Below are 17,570 nucleotides of genomic sequence, written 5' to 3' on the forward strand. Positions count from 1 at the left end.
GTTCCCCGTCGGGTAGACGGGGACTCTTCTGTGTCATACTAAGACAAACAGACGCAAAAGGAGCCTATTGTATGAGTAAGATCGTAGTATTAGGCGGCGGCTATGGAGGACTTACCGTCGTTCAGGAGCTGCTGGAGCATTTGCCAAGCGATGCCCGAATTTATCTAGTGGATCGCATGCCTTATCAAGGGCTAAAAACGGAATACTACGCGTTAGCCGCGGGAACGGTATCCGATTTGGAAATCCGCGTTAACTTCCCCGTGCATCCCCAATTGCAGATGGTTTACGGCGACGTAACCGACGTCGATCTGGACAATAAGATCGTTCATATTACCGAGCAAGAGCCTCTCTCTTACGATTCGTTGGTCATCGCGCTTGGGTGCACGGACAATTACCACGGAATCGTAGGCGCTCCCGAATTTTCCTGCAGCATTCAATCGCTTTCGTCGACTCGACGCACCTTCCAACAAATTAACGACATCCGCCCGTACGGCCAATTAACGATTGTCGGCGGAGGCCTTAGCGGAGTGGAAGTCGCGGCGGAATTGCGAGAAAGCCGCGCCGACATTAACATTCGCATCCTCGATCGCGGCAACAGCGTCATGTCGGCGTTTCCGGGTAAATTGCAAACCTACGTCGCGGATTGGTTCCGTCAGCATGACGTGGAGATGCGCTCGCACATTAGCATAACGTCCTTAGAGCAAGGAGTCCTTCACAACGGGGACGAACCCATTCTTACCGATGTTACCGTATGGACGGCGGGAATTCAGCCCGTAGAGCTCGTTCAGCGCATGTCGCTTCCCAAAGATCCGCAAGGTCGCCTAATCGTCAATGAATGGCATGAGCTTCCCGATGCTCCGCACGTATACGTCATCGGCGATTGTTCCAGCCAACCTTTCTCCCCAAGCGCGCAGCTTGCCGGAGCGCAAGGCAAACAAGTCGCGGAAATCATTCGCGCCCGATTGGACAACAAAGAACCGAAGCTATCCTCCATCAAGCTTAAGGGAGTGCTTGGTTCTCTAGGAAAAAAAGCCGGCTTCGGTTTAATGGGGGCTACCCCTCTTCTCGGCCGTATTCCGCGCATGCTCAAGAGCGGAGTGCTCTGGAAAAGCAAACGCCATTTCGGTTAGAGGGAGTTCGATAGCCTCATCCGCTTAAAGATCGTCCAGCAGCTTATCCATTGCCGCCCGTTCCGTCTCTTGCTTCTCAATGGCGTCCAATATGAGATCGTAAAGCTGCTCGGCCGTTTCGGCAACGACGCTTTCGCCGTTAACGAGCGCATACGGAGACAAATAACATTCCCCGCAATTGCCGAGGCAGCCGTATTCGATCACTTCGATATCCGGAAGGCTTTCTAATTTTTTCAATACGCGGTCGGTTCCGTGGTGCATGTTACTTACGCAGAACTCCACGATATGCATAGGTTCCTTTTCCTTTCCTTACGCGAAATGCTAACAAGCGTCTGTTTGAAAACCCGGCTTTTTGTACTATAATAGAATTTGAAAGGAGTGGATGATCATGAGTACAAATGCTCCAAGCACGCAGTACGATGAAGTCATCGACGTTCTCGATAAATTACGTCCGTTCTTGCAACGCGACGGTGGGGATGTTGAGCTCGTCGACATCGAGGACGGCGTCGTCAAATTGCGTCTTATGGGCGCTTGCGGAAGCTGTCCGAGCTCCACAATCACGCTCAAAGCAGGTATCGAGCGCGCATTGCTGGAAGAAGTCGAAGGCATTCAGGAAGTCGTTCAAGTGTTCTGATTTTCCTTCTTAAGCGGAAGTGGTGAAGGTCCTGTCCTTGCGGCAGGGCCTTTTGTCATCTCTTCAGGTGCGTGCGAATCGGATCAAGCCCGCCGGACACGTCAATCGTATTGCCCGTAATGAAATCCGACTCCGGCAAACAGAGAAAAGAGATCATTCTGGCTACGTCCTCGCCCGTTCCCGGACGGCCTCGCGGCGACTCGTCGTCGAGGATGCCCGCAACGTCGACGATGCTTTTTTCTTTGTTCCCGCCTCGGATATCCCCGGGACAAATCATGTTTACGGTAATTCCGCTCGCCGCTTCTTCGACCGCTAACGTCTTCGTGAACGATACGAGGCCGACTTTCGCCGCCGCGTACACGGCGCGATGGGGCCAAGATCGGGCCTCCGACGCATGCCCGAAGCCGAAATGAATGATTCTCCCCCATTGCCTGCTCCTCATGCCCGGCAATACCCGATGATCCATCAACATCGTGCCGACGAGATTGCCGTTCATCAAATAATGGATGTCTTCCGTTTTATAGTCGGCGAATAGACGTCGTTCGCGAATGAACGGCCCTGCATTGTTGATCAGGATATCGACTCCGCCAAGCTTGCTCTCGACTTCGGAGACGAGTCTTTCGGCATCGTCGGCTTTGGCGATGTCCGCTTGAATCGCGCATGCCTTTCGCCCCATCGCCTCGATTTCGGTCACAAGCACCTCCGCTTCGTCGCGGCTCGTCACGTAATTAATCGCGACGTCGCAACCTTGCGCGGCCAACTCAAGAGCCGTCCGTCTGCCCAATCCTTTGGCGCTGCCCGTAATTAACGCCGTTTTTCCCCCTAACTTCACGCCGCATCCCCCATTTCCGTCACTGGCTTAATCCATTTTCCGCAACCATTTGCACGCATACCGAAAGAAATGATTAAGAGATCCGTGAACCATATCCCAGCCTTGATCCAAATCTTCCATATTGGAACCCAGATTCTCGATCGTCCTTCGTCCCCCGTGCTGGGCAAGGCTTTGATTAAGATCGTCCTTCAGCTCCGCGTTCATCTGATGAATCTCCAAATTCCTTCGGCCGCGCAACCGGCTCATCGCGCCCTGATGGCGTTCCTTCAGTTCGTTAAGAGGTTTCATGAGTTCAACGTGCAAATGGTTCTCTCTCATATTCCTGAGCACCGTAAAATAAGAAAAATGCGCTTTCATTCGCTCGGTGCGGAGAGTAAGCAATTGATTAAGCAACGTCCCAAGCTTATCAAGCAAGGCGAACACCCTGATATAGGCGTTTTTATCGAAATAAACGTGTTGATAATAATGGAATCGTTCTTCCGGCGACAGCTCGTTCACGAAATTGGAATGAACAAGTCTTGAATATCGCTTGGCCGCATAACAACTCTGTTCAAGCTCATCCATTGAACGAAGCAGCCCTTGCGCCCTATTTCGTACGTACGGAATTTCGAGGATTGCTCAGGCAATCGTTCCGCGAGCTTAGAGGACAGCGCAGCGAACTGTTCGATCGCCCGTACCGTCTCGAGCGACGTTCCTTCCCACTCTCTGGGTTGTTCCCCGAACAACACTCTCAGCAACGGCCGTTCCTCCTACCTGCATCTATACGAGCGTATAAATTGATTATTCCATTGTATCGCAAAAGAGACGGGTGGCTCAACCAATTACGGTTGCGCGTCGCCGTCTCCAATCGTTTTATCCGTTTTCCAGCCGGTCGAACGCTAACCGCGAGAGGATTGCCGCGTTCGAATAGCCAACAATACGAGCATGCTGAACAGCGCCGAAATGATGATCGTATGCAGGAGTCCCGTGAAAATATATACATCTTCGTTACTTAAGGTAAAGGAGAGCAGACCTCCGCTCAGCACTTGCAAGCATACAAGCACGAGAGCTTTATTGCCGATGGACGTCAGCTCGGAATCTTTGCCTGCGACTCTGCGGACATAGATCGCCAGAATCGCTACCAGAATAAGCAGTACCAGCGCCGCTATCCTATGGGCGAAAGCGACTCCAACCGAGCCGGACAACTCGGGCACGATTGCTCCGTTGCATAATGGCCAGCCTTCGCATGCTCCTCCGGAGCTCGTATGCCTGATGTACGCCCCCAAGTAGACGACGACATAGCAGTAGACGAGAATCGCGACCATGCTGCGGAACAACGCCTTCGGCAAGTTAGCCGGGGCTGTTACCTTCGTAGAAGCACGGGCAGCGGTTTGTCCCGAATCAAGCGTTGTCTCCCGTTTCACCCGCGAGTATAACAACCATGTACACGTGAAGGCGAACAAGGAAATCCCGAAATGGAGCGCCAGAACGAGAGAAGACTGCTCCCAGACGACCGCCATCGCTCCCAAAATCGCTTGCATGACGGTGAACAATAACGAGCCGCCCGCATACAGAAGATTTTCCTTGTTCCGAGCCGGCTTCCAGAAGTGGGTAACCAAGTAAGTGGCGCCGACGAGCAGGCCGACCAATCCGCTGATCATCCTGTGGCTGTATTCTACCATGGATTCGACCGTATACGCAGGTACGAACCGACCGTTGCATAATGGCCAATCCGTGCCGCAGCCCCGACCGGAATCCGTATTCGTGACAAGAACGCCTGCGATCAACACCAAAAACATTCCTATGCATGTAAGTAAGGTTAATAAACGATATCTCTGTGAAGTCATGCCCATCCCCGATTTCTTGTGAAAGTTGGCGCAAGGGGCCAGTTCCCATTATACCCAACCCCAACTTTCAAAGCCATGTTCATTATGTGAACATTGGATAGCGCCAGGGATTAGCCATATTATTGCCTAATTTTCCGCGACGGCTTCATTGAAAAACCTCTTCGCCCGAACTCGGGTGAAGAGGTCTGGAAACCATCTTTTCGTTTATGTCACTTGCCCGCGAGAGCACCCGATACTTCGACGGCCCGATCCAAGAACTGCTCGATTTCCTCGCGCGTTTTGCGCAGCTTGCTTACGAAACGCACGAGCTCTTGGCCTTTGCGAAACGCGATGAAGCTCGGTATGCCAAGAATATTCAACTCGCTGCACAGATCGGCCAGATCGTCCCGATCGAGCTCGATCATCGTTAAACGATCTGCGTATGCGGCTTCCACGTCGGCGATAAAAGGCTCGATAAAATGGCAATCCTTACACCAAGTGGTCTTGAAAATGGCAACCGTCAGCCGGTCCTGCGCGATCGTCTCGCGAAATACGGCTTCGTCCGTAATCTTTTTCATTCGTTGCTCCCACCCCTCGTCGTCTCTTGGATGTTATTATAACCTCTTGGAGGATGGAGTTCAAAACGCCGCAACCCTGACGACGATGCTCAATCAAGATTACAAATCCCTCGTAACCTCCAAAATGCTTTCTCCGTTATCCAATTCCGTCACTTTATATTCGGCGCGAAGGAGACCGAACAAATCTTCCGCGGACGCGTACGCGATCGGTCCGTCCGTTACGATCTTATGCTTCAGCGTGATCGCTTCGCCGTTCACGGCTGCTTTAGCCGAGCCTCTCCGGAGTAAAAAGCTTTGCTCCGTCGCTTGATCGTAGAAGCGGATTTCTCCTTTGGCGGACGGTACGTTCAACCGAACCCCGAACTCATCCATCGTTGCCCTGATCGGAACGTAAGCGACTCCTTCCGAATCGACGAAGAAAGGAATGCCCCACTCGTCGCTTAATTCGAAAGATTGATCGTCGATTTTGAAATCGTTCTTGAGAATGCCGTAGAGTACCGAATCCTCTTCGAACACCCGTACGAACTGGAACGCCTGCATATCGTTCAATCCGTCCAGCTTCAGCGCGTTAATCGGAACTTGAACCGCCGGTACGTCGACGTCTCCGTTTACGTTCCACATTTCGCCGGAGCTGAGGATCTTAATATTCTTAATCGGGATTTCTTCATCCGCGAAAATCTCGGGCGCGATATTGAGCTCCGCCTGGAATTTGCGCAGATGCAAGGAATCGTCCACGAACAGATCCGCCTTTGCGTTAATTCCTTTATTGAACGCTTTTTTCCAATCCTCTTCGTTGCGGATATCCGCCAGTTCCTTTTGGGCTTCCTCCAAAATAGGGAATAACTCGTTCACGCCTTCTTCGACGATGGCGTCGATATCGACATCCTCTTCGAACAACTCGGATCCGCCGAACAGACGCTTCATCTCGGGAGGCAATTCCATAACCCATTGCACCATGCCGCGCAGTGCGCCTCGGAAACCTTCCTTGTCCTTGACCAAGTTATCCAAATAGACCGGAATCAATTCTCCAAGCTGTTCGCCATCGATTTCGGCATGAACCTTCGTCAATTTCGTCGAAACGCCGTTAACGGGCGAAGACACTTGATCGACTGTGATGACCGGAGGATTCGGCAGCCCGTTCACGAAATAAGAAGCGACGTTCTTGATCAACTGGCGTACCGATTCCATGATCTGTTGCTGCGGATCGCCTTCCGATCCCATCGAACCGAACAACATCGAGCCCATGTCGGGAAGCTCCACGACAAACGGCCTTTTGGCGCCTTCGACGTCGAATCGGATCGCTTTGCCGTCCGAGTGCAACGTGAAAGGGATATCCCCTTTACTCAACTTAAGGACCCCTGTCACCCATTGATTGCCCTTATCGTCGACTTTGGAATGGGTAATGTTCAACGAGAGCTTCTGTATCGCTTTCAACAGCGAAGTGATCTCCGGGTCTTCCTTGGCCAATAGCTCGTCGTTGAATTCAAGCTCCAACTCGAACGATTGGGACTGCTCCTGCTCATTCACGTCCAATTGCTTAATGAGCATATCGTTCAGATTAAGCCCGCCGATCGATTGGCATCCGACAACAACGGCCAACAACAATACGAATAATAATACCCCTGCTTTTCTAAAAGAACGGCCTCTCACGTTATCTCTCTCCTTTATCCTTAGACAACTTATTAATTAAAGCTTCTAGACTGGTTGAATTTCGACGTCCATATTGAAAATCCTTCCAAAGGGGAAAGATTAACAATAAAAAACAGCGGCATATCCGCATTCACGGATATTGCCGCCGTCGTTCCGAACTATGAAGATGACGCGCTTCGCGATCTGAGCTTCATAAAAGGCGCTAGCAATCGTTTGACCGGGCGAGGGTAATTCGAGATCTCTTCCGCCGTAACGACCCGCAAATAAACGAGCAACGCCGGATAGAGTACCGCGAGCACTCCTCCCATTACCGCGCAGGATAAGAAATACGCCACCTTGTCCGGAAGTCCTTCGCCGATCTCTAACACTGCCCACTCTACTAAGGCAAGCGCGGCCGCGACGATTCCGGAAGCGAGGAGAAAACCGATCCAGCGGCTTCCGAGCAGCTTGAACTTGGAACGCTTGCGCAAGCTGAGGATGTTGAAGGACAAGGACCAAATAAAACAGACGGTCGTTGCCGCGATGATTCCGTATACCCCGAACGCCGGGGCAAGCGCGAAGCTGAGAATCACCTTGATCAATACGCCGGTAATCGCGTGCATCGTCGCTTTTTTCGGTTCTCCGATCCCGAGCAGGATCGAATTCGTTACCATCATGCCGATCTGGAACAGCGTCCCCAAGGTCAGCATCGCGACGATCGCGCTGCCGGTCGCGTTCTCGAACAATAGTCCGTTTACGCTGTATGCGCCTATACCGAGCAACAGAACGACGGGCATGCCGCTGTATAACGCGATCCTGACCGCTAGGGAAGCTTGGCTCCCTACTCGCTCGTTATCCCGTATCGCGTGCGCGGACGAAATATGCGGGATAATCGACTGGGAAAGCGCCACCGCCAGAATGATCGGGATCCCCGCGATCGATTGGGCGTTCATCCCGTATACCGCTGCCCAGTGGTTAATCGTCTCCGCTTCGAAATGGCCGACGGTTAACGACTTGATCATGAAGTTGTCCAACGTATATAACAACTGCACGGTAATCGCGGTCATGACGATCGGAATGGATAAGCTGAACAGTTCGCGGTAAATCCCGCTCAGGCGAAGTCGCTGCGAAGAATCTTTCTGAAGCTGAGGCTCGTTGCGGTCGCTCGCTTTCAGCTTGCGGGAGTAATACAGCATAACCGCGAAGGCGCCGATACTGCCGAATACGCTGCCTAACGAAGCGCCGGAAGCGATGCCTTGCTGATCCGTTTTATCTATCGCATACAAGGCATAAGCGATAGCTACCGCGGCGAATACCCTAAGGATTTGCTCGATGATTTGCGAAATTCCGCCCGCGGTCATGAACTGGCGCCCCTGGAAATACCCTCTCATCATCGCGATCATAGGGAACAAGAGCAGGGAGGGCGCGATCGCCCGAATCGCCGAAGCGGCCTCAGGCTCGTTCAGAATCGACTTAGCGATAAAAGGGGCGACTAACCATAATCCGATAGTAATGATGACGCCCGCAGCCGCGCCGAACAACATTGCTGCGCGATAAACCTGTTGCGCTTCCATGACGCGTCCGATGGCATAACGTCCGGACACCATCTTGCTGACGGCGCTTGGAATGCCCGCAGTAGCCACGATAAGCAATAACAAATAAATGTTGTTCGCGACGTTGTAATAGATATTCCCTAGATCGTTCAGAAGATAATCGAGCGGTACCCGCTGGAAAATGCCGAGCGCCCGGGCGACAAGGGCGCGGCCGCGAGGATTAGCGTGCTTTTGAGTAAAGTGTCTTTTTTCAAAATAAACCTCTTTGGGTAAGATTAGTTGATGGGTTCAAGCGGCTCATGGTTGCCCCGCACGGGACGCGCGGCGCCCGAAGGAGCGGCCCATTTCGCGCCGTTGGCGATAACGCGCCGAACCAATGGATGATAGTACGTCGGATACGTTTCGTGCCCCGGGCGAAAATAAAAGATTTTTCCTTGGCCGCGACGGAACGTGCATCCGCTTCGGAACACTTCTCCGCCTTCGAACCAGCTTACGAAAATAAGCTCGTCCGGCGCGGGAATATCGAAATGCTCTCCGTACATTTCTTCCGGTTTCAGTTCGAAATATTCCGGAATGCCTTCCGCGATGGGGTGCGAGGGGTCAACGGTCCAGATGCGTTCCTTCTCGTTCGCTTCTCGCCATTTCAGGTCGCAGCCGGTCCCCATTAGCTTCTTGAATATTTTCGAGAAATGTCCGGAATGCAGCACGATTAATCCCATGCCGTTCATCACGCGTTCGTGAACCCTGCTTACGATCCCGTCGTCCACTTCGTCGTGCGCCATATGGCCCCACCAGATCAGCACGTCCGTATGATCCAGCACATCTTGCGTCAATCCGTGTTCCGGCTCGGGCTGGGTTGCGGTACGGACGACGAAGCCCTGATTGGCAGCTTCCAAACCTTCCGCGATAACCGCATGGATTCCGTTCGGATAAACGGTTCGAACCTTGTCATGAATTTGTTCATGTTTGTACTCGTTCCATACGGTTACACGAACCATTCCCATCGCTCCTTCTAATGGACGATAAGCCAGATCACGAACAATACGATCATGGCGCCCTGCAATAAAATTTTAACGATCGTGCTAGTAAATAAGCCTACCAAGGATCCCCATCCGACCTTGATCGACCGGTTCATATCGGAGCCGTGGATCAATTCCCCTATTACGGCACCGGCAAAAGGTCCAATAATTAGACCGAATGCCGGAATGACGAACGGCCCGATGAGGATTCCGATCGTACTGCCGACGACGGAAGCCCGAGAACCTCCGAACTTCTTGACTCCCCAAGCGTTGACCATATAATCGGCTACGAAGAGGATAATGACGATGATCGTTTGAATGCTCCAGAACCAGAAGCCGAACGGCTCAAACGAGAAAAACCAACCGTACACGAAGAAAGCCGCGTAGATGGCCAAAGCGCCGGGCAAAATCGGATAAACCGCACCGGCCATTCCCACTACGAATAAGGCCGAAATCAATACCCAGCCCAAAATATCCACTCAAGCTCACGTCCTCAGCACATAGTTTTGTATGACCTGAGCAACGCCGTTCTCTTGATTGCTTCCCGTCACGGCATTAGCCGCGAGCTTTACTTCATCCTGAGCGTTGCCCATCGCGACGCCGAGACCCGACGCCCGAATAGCCGCGATATCGTTCAAGCTGTCTCCGACGGACACGACTTCCGACATGTCGTAACCCTTCATCTTGCACACTTCCATGAGCGCCGTCGCTTTGGAGATGCCCAGCGGATTGATTTCTATATTAAATGGCGACGAATTGCTAATCTCGAGGCCTTCCCAAGATTGGACTTCCTTCAAAATTTCTCCCAGGATCGTCACGTCCTCGTAATAATACCCGAATTTCAGCCAATGGCTCGCTTCCGTATCTCCCGCCCAGCGTTCCTTGTTATAAATATCCTCCGTCGTATAGGCCCAATACCATACGTCCGGGTACTTCTCCGCCAAAGCATGAAGCTTCATGACCTTGCTCGTATCAAGCAATGTACGTCGATGGATAGAATGCGGCTTCGTCCATATCTCACCGCCGTTAACCGTTATCATCGGGGTATCCAAGCCCAATTGCTCGACGATCGGAAGCGCGCTCTTGAACCCGCGTCCCGTCGATACGCATACCGTTACGCCCGCTTCGACGGCATGTCTCACCCACTCCGCGTTCGTATCGCTGATTTCGCTGCGATCGTTAAGTAAAGTACCGTCTAGATCCAAAGCCAACAGTTTATATTTTCCTCTTTCGTAAGCCAACTGTTCCTTCCACTCCCCTGCTGCCGTATCCAAGTGCAATTCAACGTCATTCTATCACATTTGGACACGTAATTCGAAATTTAAAAAACGGCCGGACAGATGACCTCTCTGTCCAGCCGTTAAGTTGCTAATAGACTTCTCGTGCCATGGATGCCCTTTGTCTCAGCTTGCGGGTTACGAGCCCCTGTGTAGGCGAGAATAAGAATGCCAGCAGGAACAGTACGCCCGCGACGCATACCATGCAGCCGGCGATCGAAGCGTCAAGCACCGCTGCGATATAATACCCTGCCACCGAGCTGATTACGCCGATAACGAGGCTTAACCCGATCATCGTCCCCAACCGGTCCGTCAGCAGATAAGCCGTCGACGGGGGAACGATGAGCAGCCCTACCACGAGAATAGCGCCTACGCTCTCGAAAGAGCTCACCGTTGCCATCGAGACTAAACCCATAAGCACGTAATGGAATATGGCAACCGGTATTCCGATGGCGGCCGCCAAGGCCGGATCGAACGCGCATAGCTTGAATTGTTTGTAAAATAGCGAGATGACTGCCACGATGAGGAACAAGGTAATCCCGAGCAGCCATACGGCTTTCGGTCCGATCTCGATGCCCCCGACCATCAACTGATTCCATTGGACATAGGCGATCTCGCCGTACAGCACGCAGTCCAAGTCCAGATCGACCTGTTGAGCGTTGAGGCTGACCAAGAGAACCCCTACGGCGAACAGGGAAGTAAATACGACTCCGATGGAAGCATCGCTCTGCACGCCGCTCTGTTGAAACATCTGAATGAGGAACACCGTAATGAAACCGATCATCGCAGCTCCGAACAGCATGAAAAAAGAATCGCGCGATCCGCTGATCAAGAAGGCGATGACGATGCCCGGAAGAACGGAATGGCTGATCGCGTCTCCCACTAGCGCCATTCGGCGCAAAATCAGAAAACAACCGAGTATGCCGCAGCAAGCGGCGACGAGCGCTCCCGTCAGCATGATCCAAAATCCGCTCATAACGACACCCCCCGTCCGTTCGAGGAAGAGCCTGCGGCAGACTGCTTCTCCTTCTCCTCCGCCCATTCCCGTTTGGCGGCATATCGCCGGACGAGCTTGGCGACGACTCCCCTGCGCGGGCCGAACATGACGGAGAACGTAAACAATGCGGTTGCGGTCAGCACGCTTAACGGCCCCGTAGGCAACTGCTCCGTCCCCGAGCTGATCCAAGTTCCGATCGCGCCGCTTACAGCGCCGAACACGCCCGACAGTATCGTCATGACGCCCAGACGATCCGTCCAATAACGCGCCGATACGGCGGGCGTAATGAGCAAGGCCGCGACGAGTACGACGCCGACCGCTTGTATACCTACGACTACGGCAATCGTGACGAGCCATAACAGCAATTGTTCCAATGTCGCCACGGAGAAACCAAGCCCCCGGGCATAACCGGAATCGAAGCTGATCAGCTTGAACTCTTTGAATAGCGCCGCGCAGGCTAGGATCAGGACGACGGCGACCCCCGTCATCGTATAGACGTCGCCGGCCGTCATAGACGCGGCCTGACCGAACAGAAATTTATCCAGCCCGCTTTGATTGCCGTAAGAGCTATGCTGAATTTGCGTAAGGAGCACGATACCTACCCCGAAAAATACGGACAGCACGATCCCCATCGCCGCATCGGGCTTAATTCGCGAATAGCGGGTAATCCAGCTGATCCCTACCGTCGCGATCATCCCGGCAACGATCGCCCCTATCATGAAGAAGGCCACCGATTTGACGCCCGTCAGCATAAAAGCAATGCAAATACCCGGCAAAGCCGCGTGCGCCAAGGTGTCCCCGATCAAGCTTTGCTTCCGCAAGTAAGCGAACGTGCCGATGACTCCCGTACTTAACCCAAGCAGCATGCTGCCGAGCAATATCCATTGAAGATTCGGATCGGTGAACAGATTCAACATCGCGATCACCGTCCCGTTCCGGCTAGAATGGCCGGTTCTTCGGAAGCGCTGCTCTTAAGAAAAGTCAATCTGCCGCCATATGCTTCCTGCAGCCGTTGCTCGGTGAAAGTCGTAGCCGTCGGACCGAATGCCACGAGCTCTCCGTTCAGAAGCATGACCGAATCGAAATATTGCTCCACGGTGGCCAGGTCGTGGTGTACGACAAGAACCGTTTTCCCCTGCCGTTTCAATTCGCCCAGCAACGTAATAATCGCTTTTTCCGTTGCGGCATCGACGCCCGCGAACGGTTCATCCATGAAGTATAGCGTGGCGTCTTGGGCCAACGCCCGTGCTAGAAATACTCTCTGTTGCTGCCCTCCGGAGAGCTGGCTGATCTGTCTTCCGGCAAAATCCGCCATCCCTACCTTGGCTAAGCATTCCATTCCGATCGCTTTCTCTTTGGCTCCCGGACGCCTTAGCAAGCCGAGATGCCCATACCTTCCCATCATAACGACATCCAAAGCGTTCGTAGGAAAATCCCAATCGACCGATTCCCGCTGGGGCACGTATCCGACAAGTTTCCTTTGCGCGGGATAAGGTTTGCCGTACACTAACGTTTGGCCGCTAAGAGTCGGTTGAAGACCGAGAATCGCTTTGATAAGCGTCGATTTCCCCGCGCCGTTCGGTCCGATAATGCCGATAAGCTCTCCCTCGGCAACTTCGAACGAAACGTTCCGAATAACCGGTTTTTTCTGATAAGCGACCGTTAAATCCGTTACGGACAACGGGGAGGTCAACCTTTGGCGTGAAAACATATTTATCCGCTCCTTCCTATTTCAAAGCTCCAACGATCGTATCCACGTTGTGCTTAACCATACCGATATAGGTACCTTCTTCCGTTCCCTCTTTCCCCATCGCGTCGGAGAACAATTCGCCTCCGATTTTCACTTCATGACCTTTCTTCTTGGCTCCTTCGATGACGGCTTCGATGGATTTTTTCGGTACGCTCGACTCGACGAATACGGCTTTGATGCTCCGCTCGACCAACATATCCCGCAATCCGGTCACGTCCTTGGAGCCGTACTCGGCCGCGGTGCTGATTCCTTGCAAACCTACGACTTCGATGTCGTAAGCATCCCCGAAGTAACCGAACGCATCGTGCGCCGTGACCATAACCCTTCCTTGCTTCGGTATCGTCGCGATTTGCTCCTTCGCATAACGGTCAAGCTCTTCAAGCTTAGCGAGATACGCTTCCGCTCTGGACTGATAGCCGGCTTTATGATCCGGGTCCCGTTCGATCAGCGTATCCCGTATCGTCTCGGTCGCGCTCATCCACAGCCTGACGTTAAACCATACGTGCGGGTCGTGCGTCCCTTCCGCAACCGACCGCAATTGCTGTTCGGGGATGTTCTTCGTAACGGCGACTACCGTTTTTTTCTTGCTCATTTTCTCGAATATTTCCGTCATTTTTCCTTCCAAATGCAATCCACCGTAGAAAATGACTTCCGCGTCCTCCAACTTGCCGATGTCTCCTTGCGAAGCCTTGTACAAGTGGGGATCCACGCCCGGACCCATTAATCCGATGACTTCCACGCGATCGCCGCCGACCTCCCTGACGACATCGGAGATCATCCCGATCGTTGCGGTCACATGCAGCTTCCCCTCATCCTTGAACGTCTTTTGCCCGCTTCCGCAGCCTGAGAGGACGAACATCGCCGCGGTTAAAAAGGCGATAACCCAAAATAAGCGTTTAATCGATGATGGCAAAGCTCTAGCCGTACTGGTTCTTGTCATGCTGAAATTCTCCTCTCTCCAACTCTCTCTATTAATTGCCTATTAACAAATATTTTGCGATAGGGACTAATACTTTCCTCAAGCCTTCTTTTTTTATAATATACAAAAAAGTTTACTCGATGCAACATATTTTTAAAAGAAAAATGCCGTCTTTCTCAAGACGACATCTTAGGCTTGCTATTCTTATTGTTCTTCCGCATTCGTTTGCTGCCCGTTCGCCGCCGCTCCGACCGCAGCGTCGGCTCCGTCCGGCGTCCCGTTGACCGAAGTAGCGGGAACGGTTGGTTTGCGGGGAGTTCCGTACAATCCGATCTCCGCATCGTAAGCGTCGAAAATTTTGCGCGCGATCGGCGCGGCTCCCCAACCGCCATACCCTCCGTCCGGGACGACGACTGCGACTGCCAGCTTCGGCTTATCCGCGGGAGCATAGGCGATAAACACGGCGTTCTCTACGCGTTGGCGATTGCCGACGTCCTGCTGGGAAGTACCGGTTTTACGAAGAAACGTGTAGTTGACCCCTTCGAATCCCGATACTTTAACCTCCGCCATTCCGTCTTCGATCGCCTTCCAGTAAGCCTTCGGAAAATCGACCGTATTTAACACTTCGGCTTGGAACGGTTGAGTTACGTTGCCGTTAACGTCTTGAATCTCCTTGACGAACTGCGGCTTCATTCTTTTGCCGTGATTGGCCAGCATTGCGGCGTATTGCGCCAGCTGAAGCGTCGTATACCGGCCCTGCTGTCCCCATGAAGCCCGGATAAGAGCCGATTGAACGCTCGCCTTCTCGGCTTCGTGGTAATAGTCGATTACGCCGGCCGACTCGCTCGGCAAGCCGCTTCCCGTCGTCACGCCGAGGCCGAACTTCTTCATGTAATCATCCCAAATATCAAGGCCTTCGGCACCCTTGTACTGCATGTAAAGCTTATTGCCGACCATTCCCGACATAAAGGCATTGGACGACTTAGCTATCGCCTTAGTCGCCGTTAAAGGCCCGTTGACCGCATTGCTGGCATTCCGGACTTTGACCTCGTGCCCTTCTCTGCCGAATTCGAAGTAACCGATATCGTTAAAAACCGTCGACGTCGTAAACAGCTTCTCGTTCAAGCCGACAAGCACGGACAACGGCTTTTGCGTAGAACCTAGATATACGAGCGAGGAAGGATGATTTTTACGTTCCTCATACTTCTCGTAGGGCGGTTGGACGTCCTTGATCGTGCCGTTATATTGGAAAAATTGGATCGCGTCCAAGTCCTTCTTGCTGATCCCGCCTTGCCATACGCTCGGATCGTAATCCGGCATGCTCGCCATCGCCACGATCTGGCCGGTGTCCACTTCCATCGCTACCGCGTACCCCGTCGTCGGGTGAGCATTCTCGTACTGCTTGCCGCTGGCCGTTTGAACGAACTTGATTTGGTCCATGATCGCCTGCTGGGTCTGCAATTGTATGCTGCGGTTGATCGTCAGGAACAGGTTCTCGCCTTTGACGGGCTTCGTGAGCTTCATCGGCCCGATAATCTCGCCCTGATTGTTGACCGGATATTCCTTGACGCCGTTGCGTCCTCTCAGTTCGTCTTGATACATCAATTCGAGACCGTCGTATCCGACTTCTTCGGAAGAAATATACTTAAGCGTTTCGTCCGTTTGATCCTTGTTGATATCCTTGTATCTGTCTAGATTCAACGCTCCGCTTAATTTTTTCATATAGCCGACTAACTGCACCGAAACCTGATCCTGGCTATATTGCCGGATGCTTTCCTCGACGACGTCGATTCCTTTGTATTCCTGGCGATGCTCGGAGAAGTACGCGATCTCCTCTTTCGTAAGTCCCGTCTTAATGCGGCGCGGTTGATAAGAGTAATGGACGCTGCCCTTCAAGTCCATGTCTTCAAATACATCTTGAACGGTAAGAGGCTTAGCCTTCTTATCTCCCAGCTTGTTGAAAACTTCCACCAGGCTTGCGGCAAGCGCCATGCCTTCATCGCTTTTCATTTTCAAGTCCAAAGTATAATACAACGATTGCGTGGAAACCGAGTAAGCGATCGGATTGCCCGCGGAGTCGTAAATATTGCCCCGAATCGGCGGCACGGGGACCTTCTTGGAGCCGATCTCGTGCTCCCTGGCGCGAAGATTGTCACCCTCCACGAATTGTAAATAAGCCAGCCTCACGATCAAGATCGAAAAGACGAAAAACGTAATGAAGAAAAAGACGTTAAGCCGGAAGCTGAAATGCCTTCGGTTTCTGATCTCCCGTTTCTGCGCTTCTTCCGTCAGATTGTTGCTCACGCGGTTAAGCCTCCTTTCCGGATATGCGTATCGGTAAAGCCGGGAGAATCGAACCAATTCCCCGTCTTAGCCCAAGTAGAATCCAATGATACCCAACGGTCCTGCTCCGATAAATAAACTTCGTTCCATGCATGCGCTCCGTAACCTCCGCGGCCGTCGTATCCGAGTCCGGTTACGACGCGCGCGTCTAAACCAACGGCTCTTGCCATCGCGGCATACAGCCGGGAATAGTCAATGCAAACGCCTTTACGGGTAAGGAAGGTTTGTTCGGGTCCTTGTTCCCGCCAATCTCCTTCTTCCACGTACGCTTTCACTTTGTCATCGTCATAAGCGATTCTGCTGCCGACCCAGTCGTACAAGGCGCGGGCTTTCGCCTCGTCTCCGGTTTTCCCTTCCGTTACGGAGACGGCGGTTTGCCCGATCTCATCCGGCAACTCGGCATCGATGATATCGTATCGCTTTAGCCATAACTGATCGAGTTCGCCCGACATCTCCTGCGCGAACACCGGAAGCCTTTCGTCGATGAGATTTCCCGTCGCCGGACGAATCACTTGCGCGGCAATTTCCCGGTACATGCCCGATTGTTGGATGTAATCCGTCATCGGACCTTGTGGAAATAAAGCGCAGTACGCGAATAGAACGGCCGTAAATAACAAAGCCCTGCCCGTTCCCAGAGCCGCGCCCACCATTCCGCCGACCGACCGGTTCACGGCTCCGCCGCTCGGCACGATGGCGAACGGGAACGAGATAATCGTCCCTAACAATCGAGTCGCTACGCCGGTTAGAAGCCTAATGACGGTATGAAAAACAAGAAACAATGCCGCAAAGCGGAATAACGGCAAATCGCGTAATCCCGACAGCGCCGTATAGCCGAATTGAGCGAGATAGGAAGCATCCGGTTGGGGACGGTCCATTTGCCGCTCCGACAACCAAATCTGGAGATGCGGAGAAACGGCGGAAGCCGCCAGCGCCGAAGCGACAATCGCCGCGACGGCGATAATCGCGCCAATAAGAAAGTACAGGAGCTGCTTAACGGAACCCGAAGCTCCCCGCCGGATGCCCTGATAGAAGGAAAACGCCACGACCGCCAATATCGTCCAAGTAACGAGATTGGCATCAAAGACGGTCCATTCGCCGTTCATC

The 17,570-nt window shown here is 52.9% G+C and carries 19 protein-coding genes; 2 read left to right on the forward strand and 17 right to left on the reverse strand.

What is annotated here, in order from left to right:
• The first annotated feature begins 71 nt into the window (after positions 1–71).
• A complete protein-coding gene (locus tag FPL14_RS06515) occupies positions 72–1,130 on the forward strand; it encodes an NAD(P)/FAD-dependent oxidoreductase (RefSeq protein ID WP_182302250.1) in 1,059 nt (352 codons plus the stop codon).
• A gap of 24 nt (positions 1,131–1,154) precedes the next feature.
• Here the strand turns inward: FPL14_RS06515 and FPL14_RS06520 are convergent, their stop codons facing one another.
• Positions 1,155–1,421, reverse strand: a complete 267-nt coding sequence (locus FPL14_RS06520) for a YuzB family protein (RefSeq protein WP_182302251.1) — start codon at positions 1,419–1,421, stop codon at positions 1,155–1,157.
• Between the two features lie 97 nt (positions 1,422–1,518).
• On the opposite strand from FPL14_RS06520, the gene FPL14_RS06525 reads away from it, so the two are divergent.
• The gene (locus FPL14_RS06525; protein ID WP_182302252.1) at positions 1,519–1,764 is read left to right on the forward strand and encodes a NifU family protein; all 246 of its coding nucleotides are present in this window, start codon (positions 1,519–1,521) and stop codon (positions 1,762–1,764) included.
• 55 nt (positions 1,765–1,819) lie between these two features.
• Here the strand turns inward: FPL14_RS06525 and FPL14_RS06530 are convergent, their stop codons facing one another.
• The 16 genes from FPL14_RS06530 to FPL14_RS06605 form a co-directional block, all read right to left on the reverse strand.
• On the reverse strand, positions 1,820–2,596 hold the full coding sequence (locus tag FPL14_RS06530; protein ID WP_182302253.1) for an SDR family oxidoreductase: 777 nt from the start codon (positions 2,594–2,596) through the stop codon (positions 1,820–1,822).
• Positions 2,597–2,623: 27 nt separating this feature from the next.
• Complete coding sequence (locus tag FPL14_RS06535) at positions 2,624–3,160, reverse strand: Cthe_2314 family HEPN domain-containing protein (protein WP_182302254.1); 537 nt, start codon at positions 3,158–3,160, stop codon at positions 2,624–2,626.
• Positions 3,091–3,333, reverse strand: coding sequence for a hypothetical protein (locus FPL14_RS06540; protein WP_182302255.1), 243 nt, complete (start codon positions 3,331–3,333; stop codon positions 3,091–3,093). Before FPL14_RS06540 ends, FPL14_RS06535 begins: the two co-directional genes overlap by 70 nt.
• 141 nt (positions 3,334–3,474) lie before the next feature.
• Positions 3,475–4,428: a COX15/CtaA family protein gene (locus tag FPL14_RS06545; RefSeq protein WP_324617877.1), complete on the reverse strand. Its 954-nt coding sequence runs from the start codon at positions 4,426–4,428 to the stop codon at positions 3,475–3,477.
• 203 nt (positions 4,429–4,631) lie between these two features.
• On the reverse strand, positions 4,632–4,979 hold the full coding sequence (locus tag FPL14_RS06550) for a thioredoxin family protein (RefSeq protein WP_182302257.1): 348 nt from the start codon (positions 4,977–4,979) through the stop codon (positions 4,632–4,634).
• Positions 4,980–5,078: 99 nt separating this feature from the next.
• Entirely contained in the window at positions 5,079–6,629 is a 1,551-nt protein-coding gene (locus tag FPL14_RS06555; protein WP_182302258.1) for a hypothetical protein, read from the reverse strand.
• A 158-nt stretch (positions 6,630–6,787) separates the two neighbouring features.
• Positions 6,788–8,437, reverse strand: coding sequence for a putative polysaccharide biosynthesis protein (locus tag FPL14_RS06560; protein ID WP_324617924.1), 1,650 nt, complete (start codon positions 8,435–8,437; stop codon positions 6,788–6,790).
• A complete protein-coding gene (locus FPL14_RS06565) occupies positions 8,437–9,159 on the reverse strand; it encodes a ThuA domain-containing protein (protein WP_182302259.1) in 723 nt (240 codons plus the stop codon). The genes FPL14_RS06560 and FPL14_RS06565 overlap by 1 nt, the downstream gene beginning before the upstream one ends.
• A 14-nt stretch (positions 9,160–9,173) precedes the next feature.
• The gene (locus FPL14_RS06570) at positions 9,174–9,659 is read right to left on the reverse strand and encodes a DUF456 domain-containing protein (protein ID WP_182302260.1); all 486 of its coding nucleotides are present in this window, start codon (positions 9,657–9,659) and stop codon (positions 9,174–9,176) included.
• A gap of 6 nt (positions 9,660–9,665) precedes the next feature.
• Complete coding sequence (locus FPL14_RS06575) at positions 9,666–10,460, reverse strand: Cof-type HAD-IIB family hydrolase (protein ID WP_229263808.1); 795 nt, start codon at positions 10,458–10,460, stop codon at positions 9,666–9,668.
• Between the two features lie 88 nt (positions 10,461–10,548).
• Positions 10,549–11,433 (reverse strand): metal ABC transporter permease, encoded by an 885-nt coding sequence (locus FPL14_RS06580; RefSeq protein WP_182302261.1) that lies wholly within the window; start codon positions 11,431–11,433, stop codon positions 10,549–10,551.
• Complete coding sequence (locus tag FPL14_RS06585) at positions 11,430–12,371, reverse strand: metal ABC transporter permease (RefSeq protein ID WP_182302262.1); 942 nt, start codon at positions 12,369–12,371, stop codon at positions 11,430–11,432. The genes FPL14_RS06580 and FPL14_RS06585 overlap by 4 nt, the downstream gene beginning before the upstream one ends.
• 5 nt (positions 12,372–12,376) lie before the next feature.
• Positions 12,377–13,165: a metal ABC transporter ATP-binding protein gene (locus FPL14_RS06590; RefSeq protein WP_182302263.1), complete on the reverse strand. Its 789-nt coding sequence runs from the start codon at positions 13,163–13,165 to the stop codon at positions 12,377–12,379.
• Positions 13,166–13,181: 16 nt separating this feature from the next.
• Positions 13,182–14,144 (reverse strand): metal ABC transporter solute-binding protein, Zn/Mn family, encoded by a 963-nt coding sequence (locus FPL14_RS06595; protein WP_182302264.1) that lies wholly within the window; start codon positions 14,142–14,144, stop codon positions 13,182–13,184.
• 183 nt (positions 14,145–14,327) lie between these two features.
• A complete protein-coding gene (locus tag FPL14_RS06600; protein ID WP_182302265.1) occupies positions 14,328–16,427 on the reverse strand; it encodes a peptidoglycan D,D-transpeptidase FtsI family protein in 2,100 nt (699 codons plus the stop codon).
• Positions 16,424–17,569, reverse strand: a complete 1,146-nt coding sequence (locus FPL14_RS06605) for a transglutaminase domain-containing protein (RefSeq protein ID WP_182302266.1) — start codon at positions 17,567–17,569, stop codon at positions 16,424–16,426. The genes FPL14_RS06600 and FPL14_RS06605 overlap by 4 nt, the downstream gene beginning before the upstream one ends.
• Between the last annotated feature and the right edge of the window lies 1 nt (position 17,570).

It is taken from the genome of Cohnella cholangitidis, assembly GCF_014107495.1.
In the GTDB taxonomy this organism is placed as follows: domain Bacteria; phylum Bacillota; class Bacilli; order Paenibacillales; family Paenibacillaceae; genus Cohnella; species Cohnella cholangitidis.

Coding starts and splice junctions, on each gene's coding strand:
- FPL14_RS06515 (WP_182302250.1), top strand. CDS start 72: ATGAGTAAGATCGTAGTATTAGGCGGCGGCTATGGAGGACTTACCGTC.
- FPL14_RS06520 (WP_182302251.1), bottom strand. CDS start 1,421: ATGCATATCGTGGAGTTCTGCGTAAGTAACATGCACCACGGAACCGAC.
- FPL14_RS06525 (WP_182302252.1), top strand. CDS start 1,519: ATGAGTACAAATGCTCCAAGCACGCAGTACGATGAAGTCATCGACGTT.
- FPL14_RS06535 (WP_182302254.1), bottom strand. CDS start 3,160: ATGGATGAGCTTGAACAGAGTTGTTATGCGGCCAAGCGATATTCAAGA.
- FPL14_RS06545 (WP_324617877.1), bottom strand. CDS start 4,428: ATGGGCATGACTTCACAGAGATATCGTTTATTAACCTTACTTACATGC.
- FPL14_RS06550 (WP_182302257.1), bottom strand. CDS start 4,979: ATGAAAAAGATTACGGACGAAGCCGTATTTCGCGAGACGATCGCGCAG.
- FPL14_RS06565 (WP_182302259.1), bottom strand. CDS start 9,159: ATGGTTCGTGTAACCGTATGGAACGAGTACAAACATGAACAAATTCAT.
- FPL14_RS06580 (WP_182302261.1), bottom strand. CDS start 11,433: ATGAGCGGATTTTGGATCATGCTGACGGGAGCGCTCGTCGCCGCTTGC.
- FPL14_RS06585 (WP_182302262.1), bottom strand. CDS start 12,371: ATGTTGAATCTGTTCACCGATCCGAATCTTCAATGGATATTGCTCGGC.
- FPL14_RS06590 (WP_182302263.1), bottom strand. CDS start 13,165: ATGTTTTCACGCCAAAGGTTGACCTCCCCGTTGTCCGTAACGGATTTA.
- FPL14_RS06595 (WP_182302264.1), bottom strand. CDS start 14,144: ATGACAAGAACCAGTACGGCTAGAGCTTTGCCATCATCGATTAAACGC.
- FPL14_RS06605 (WP_182302266.1), bottom strand. CDS start 17,569: ATGAACGGCGAATGGACCGTCTTTGATGCCAATCTCGTTACTTGGACG.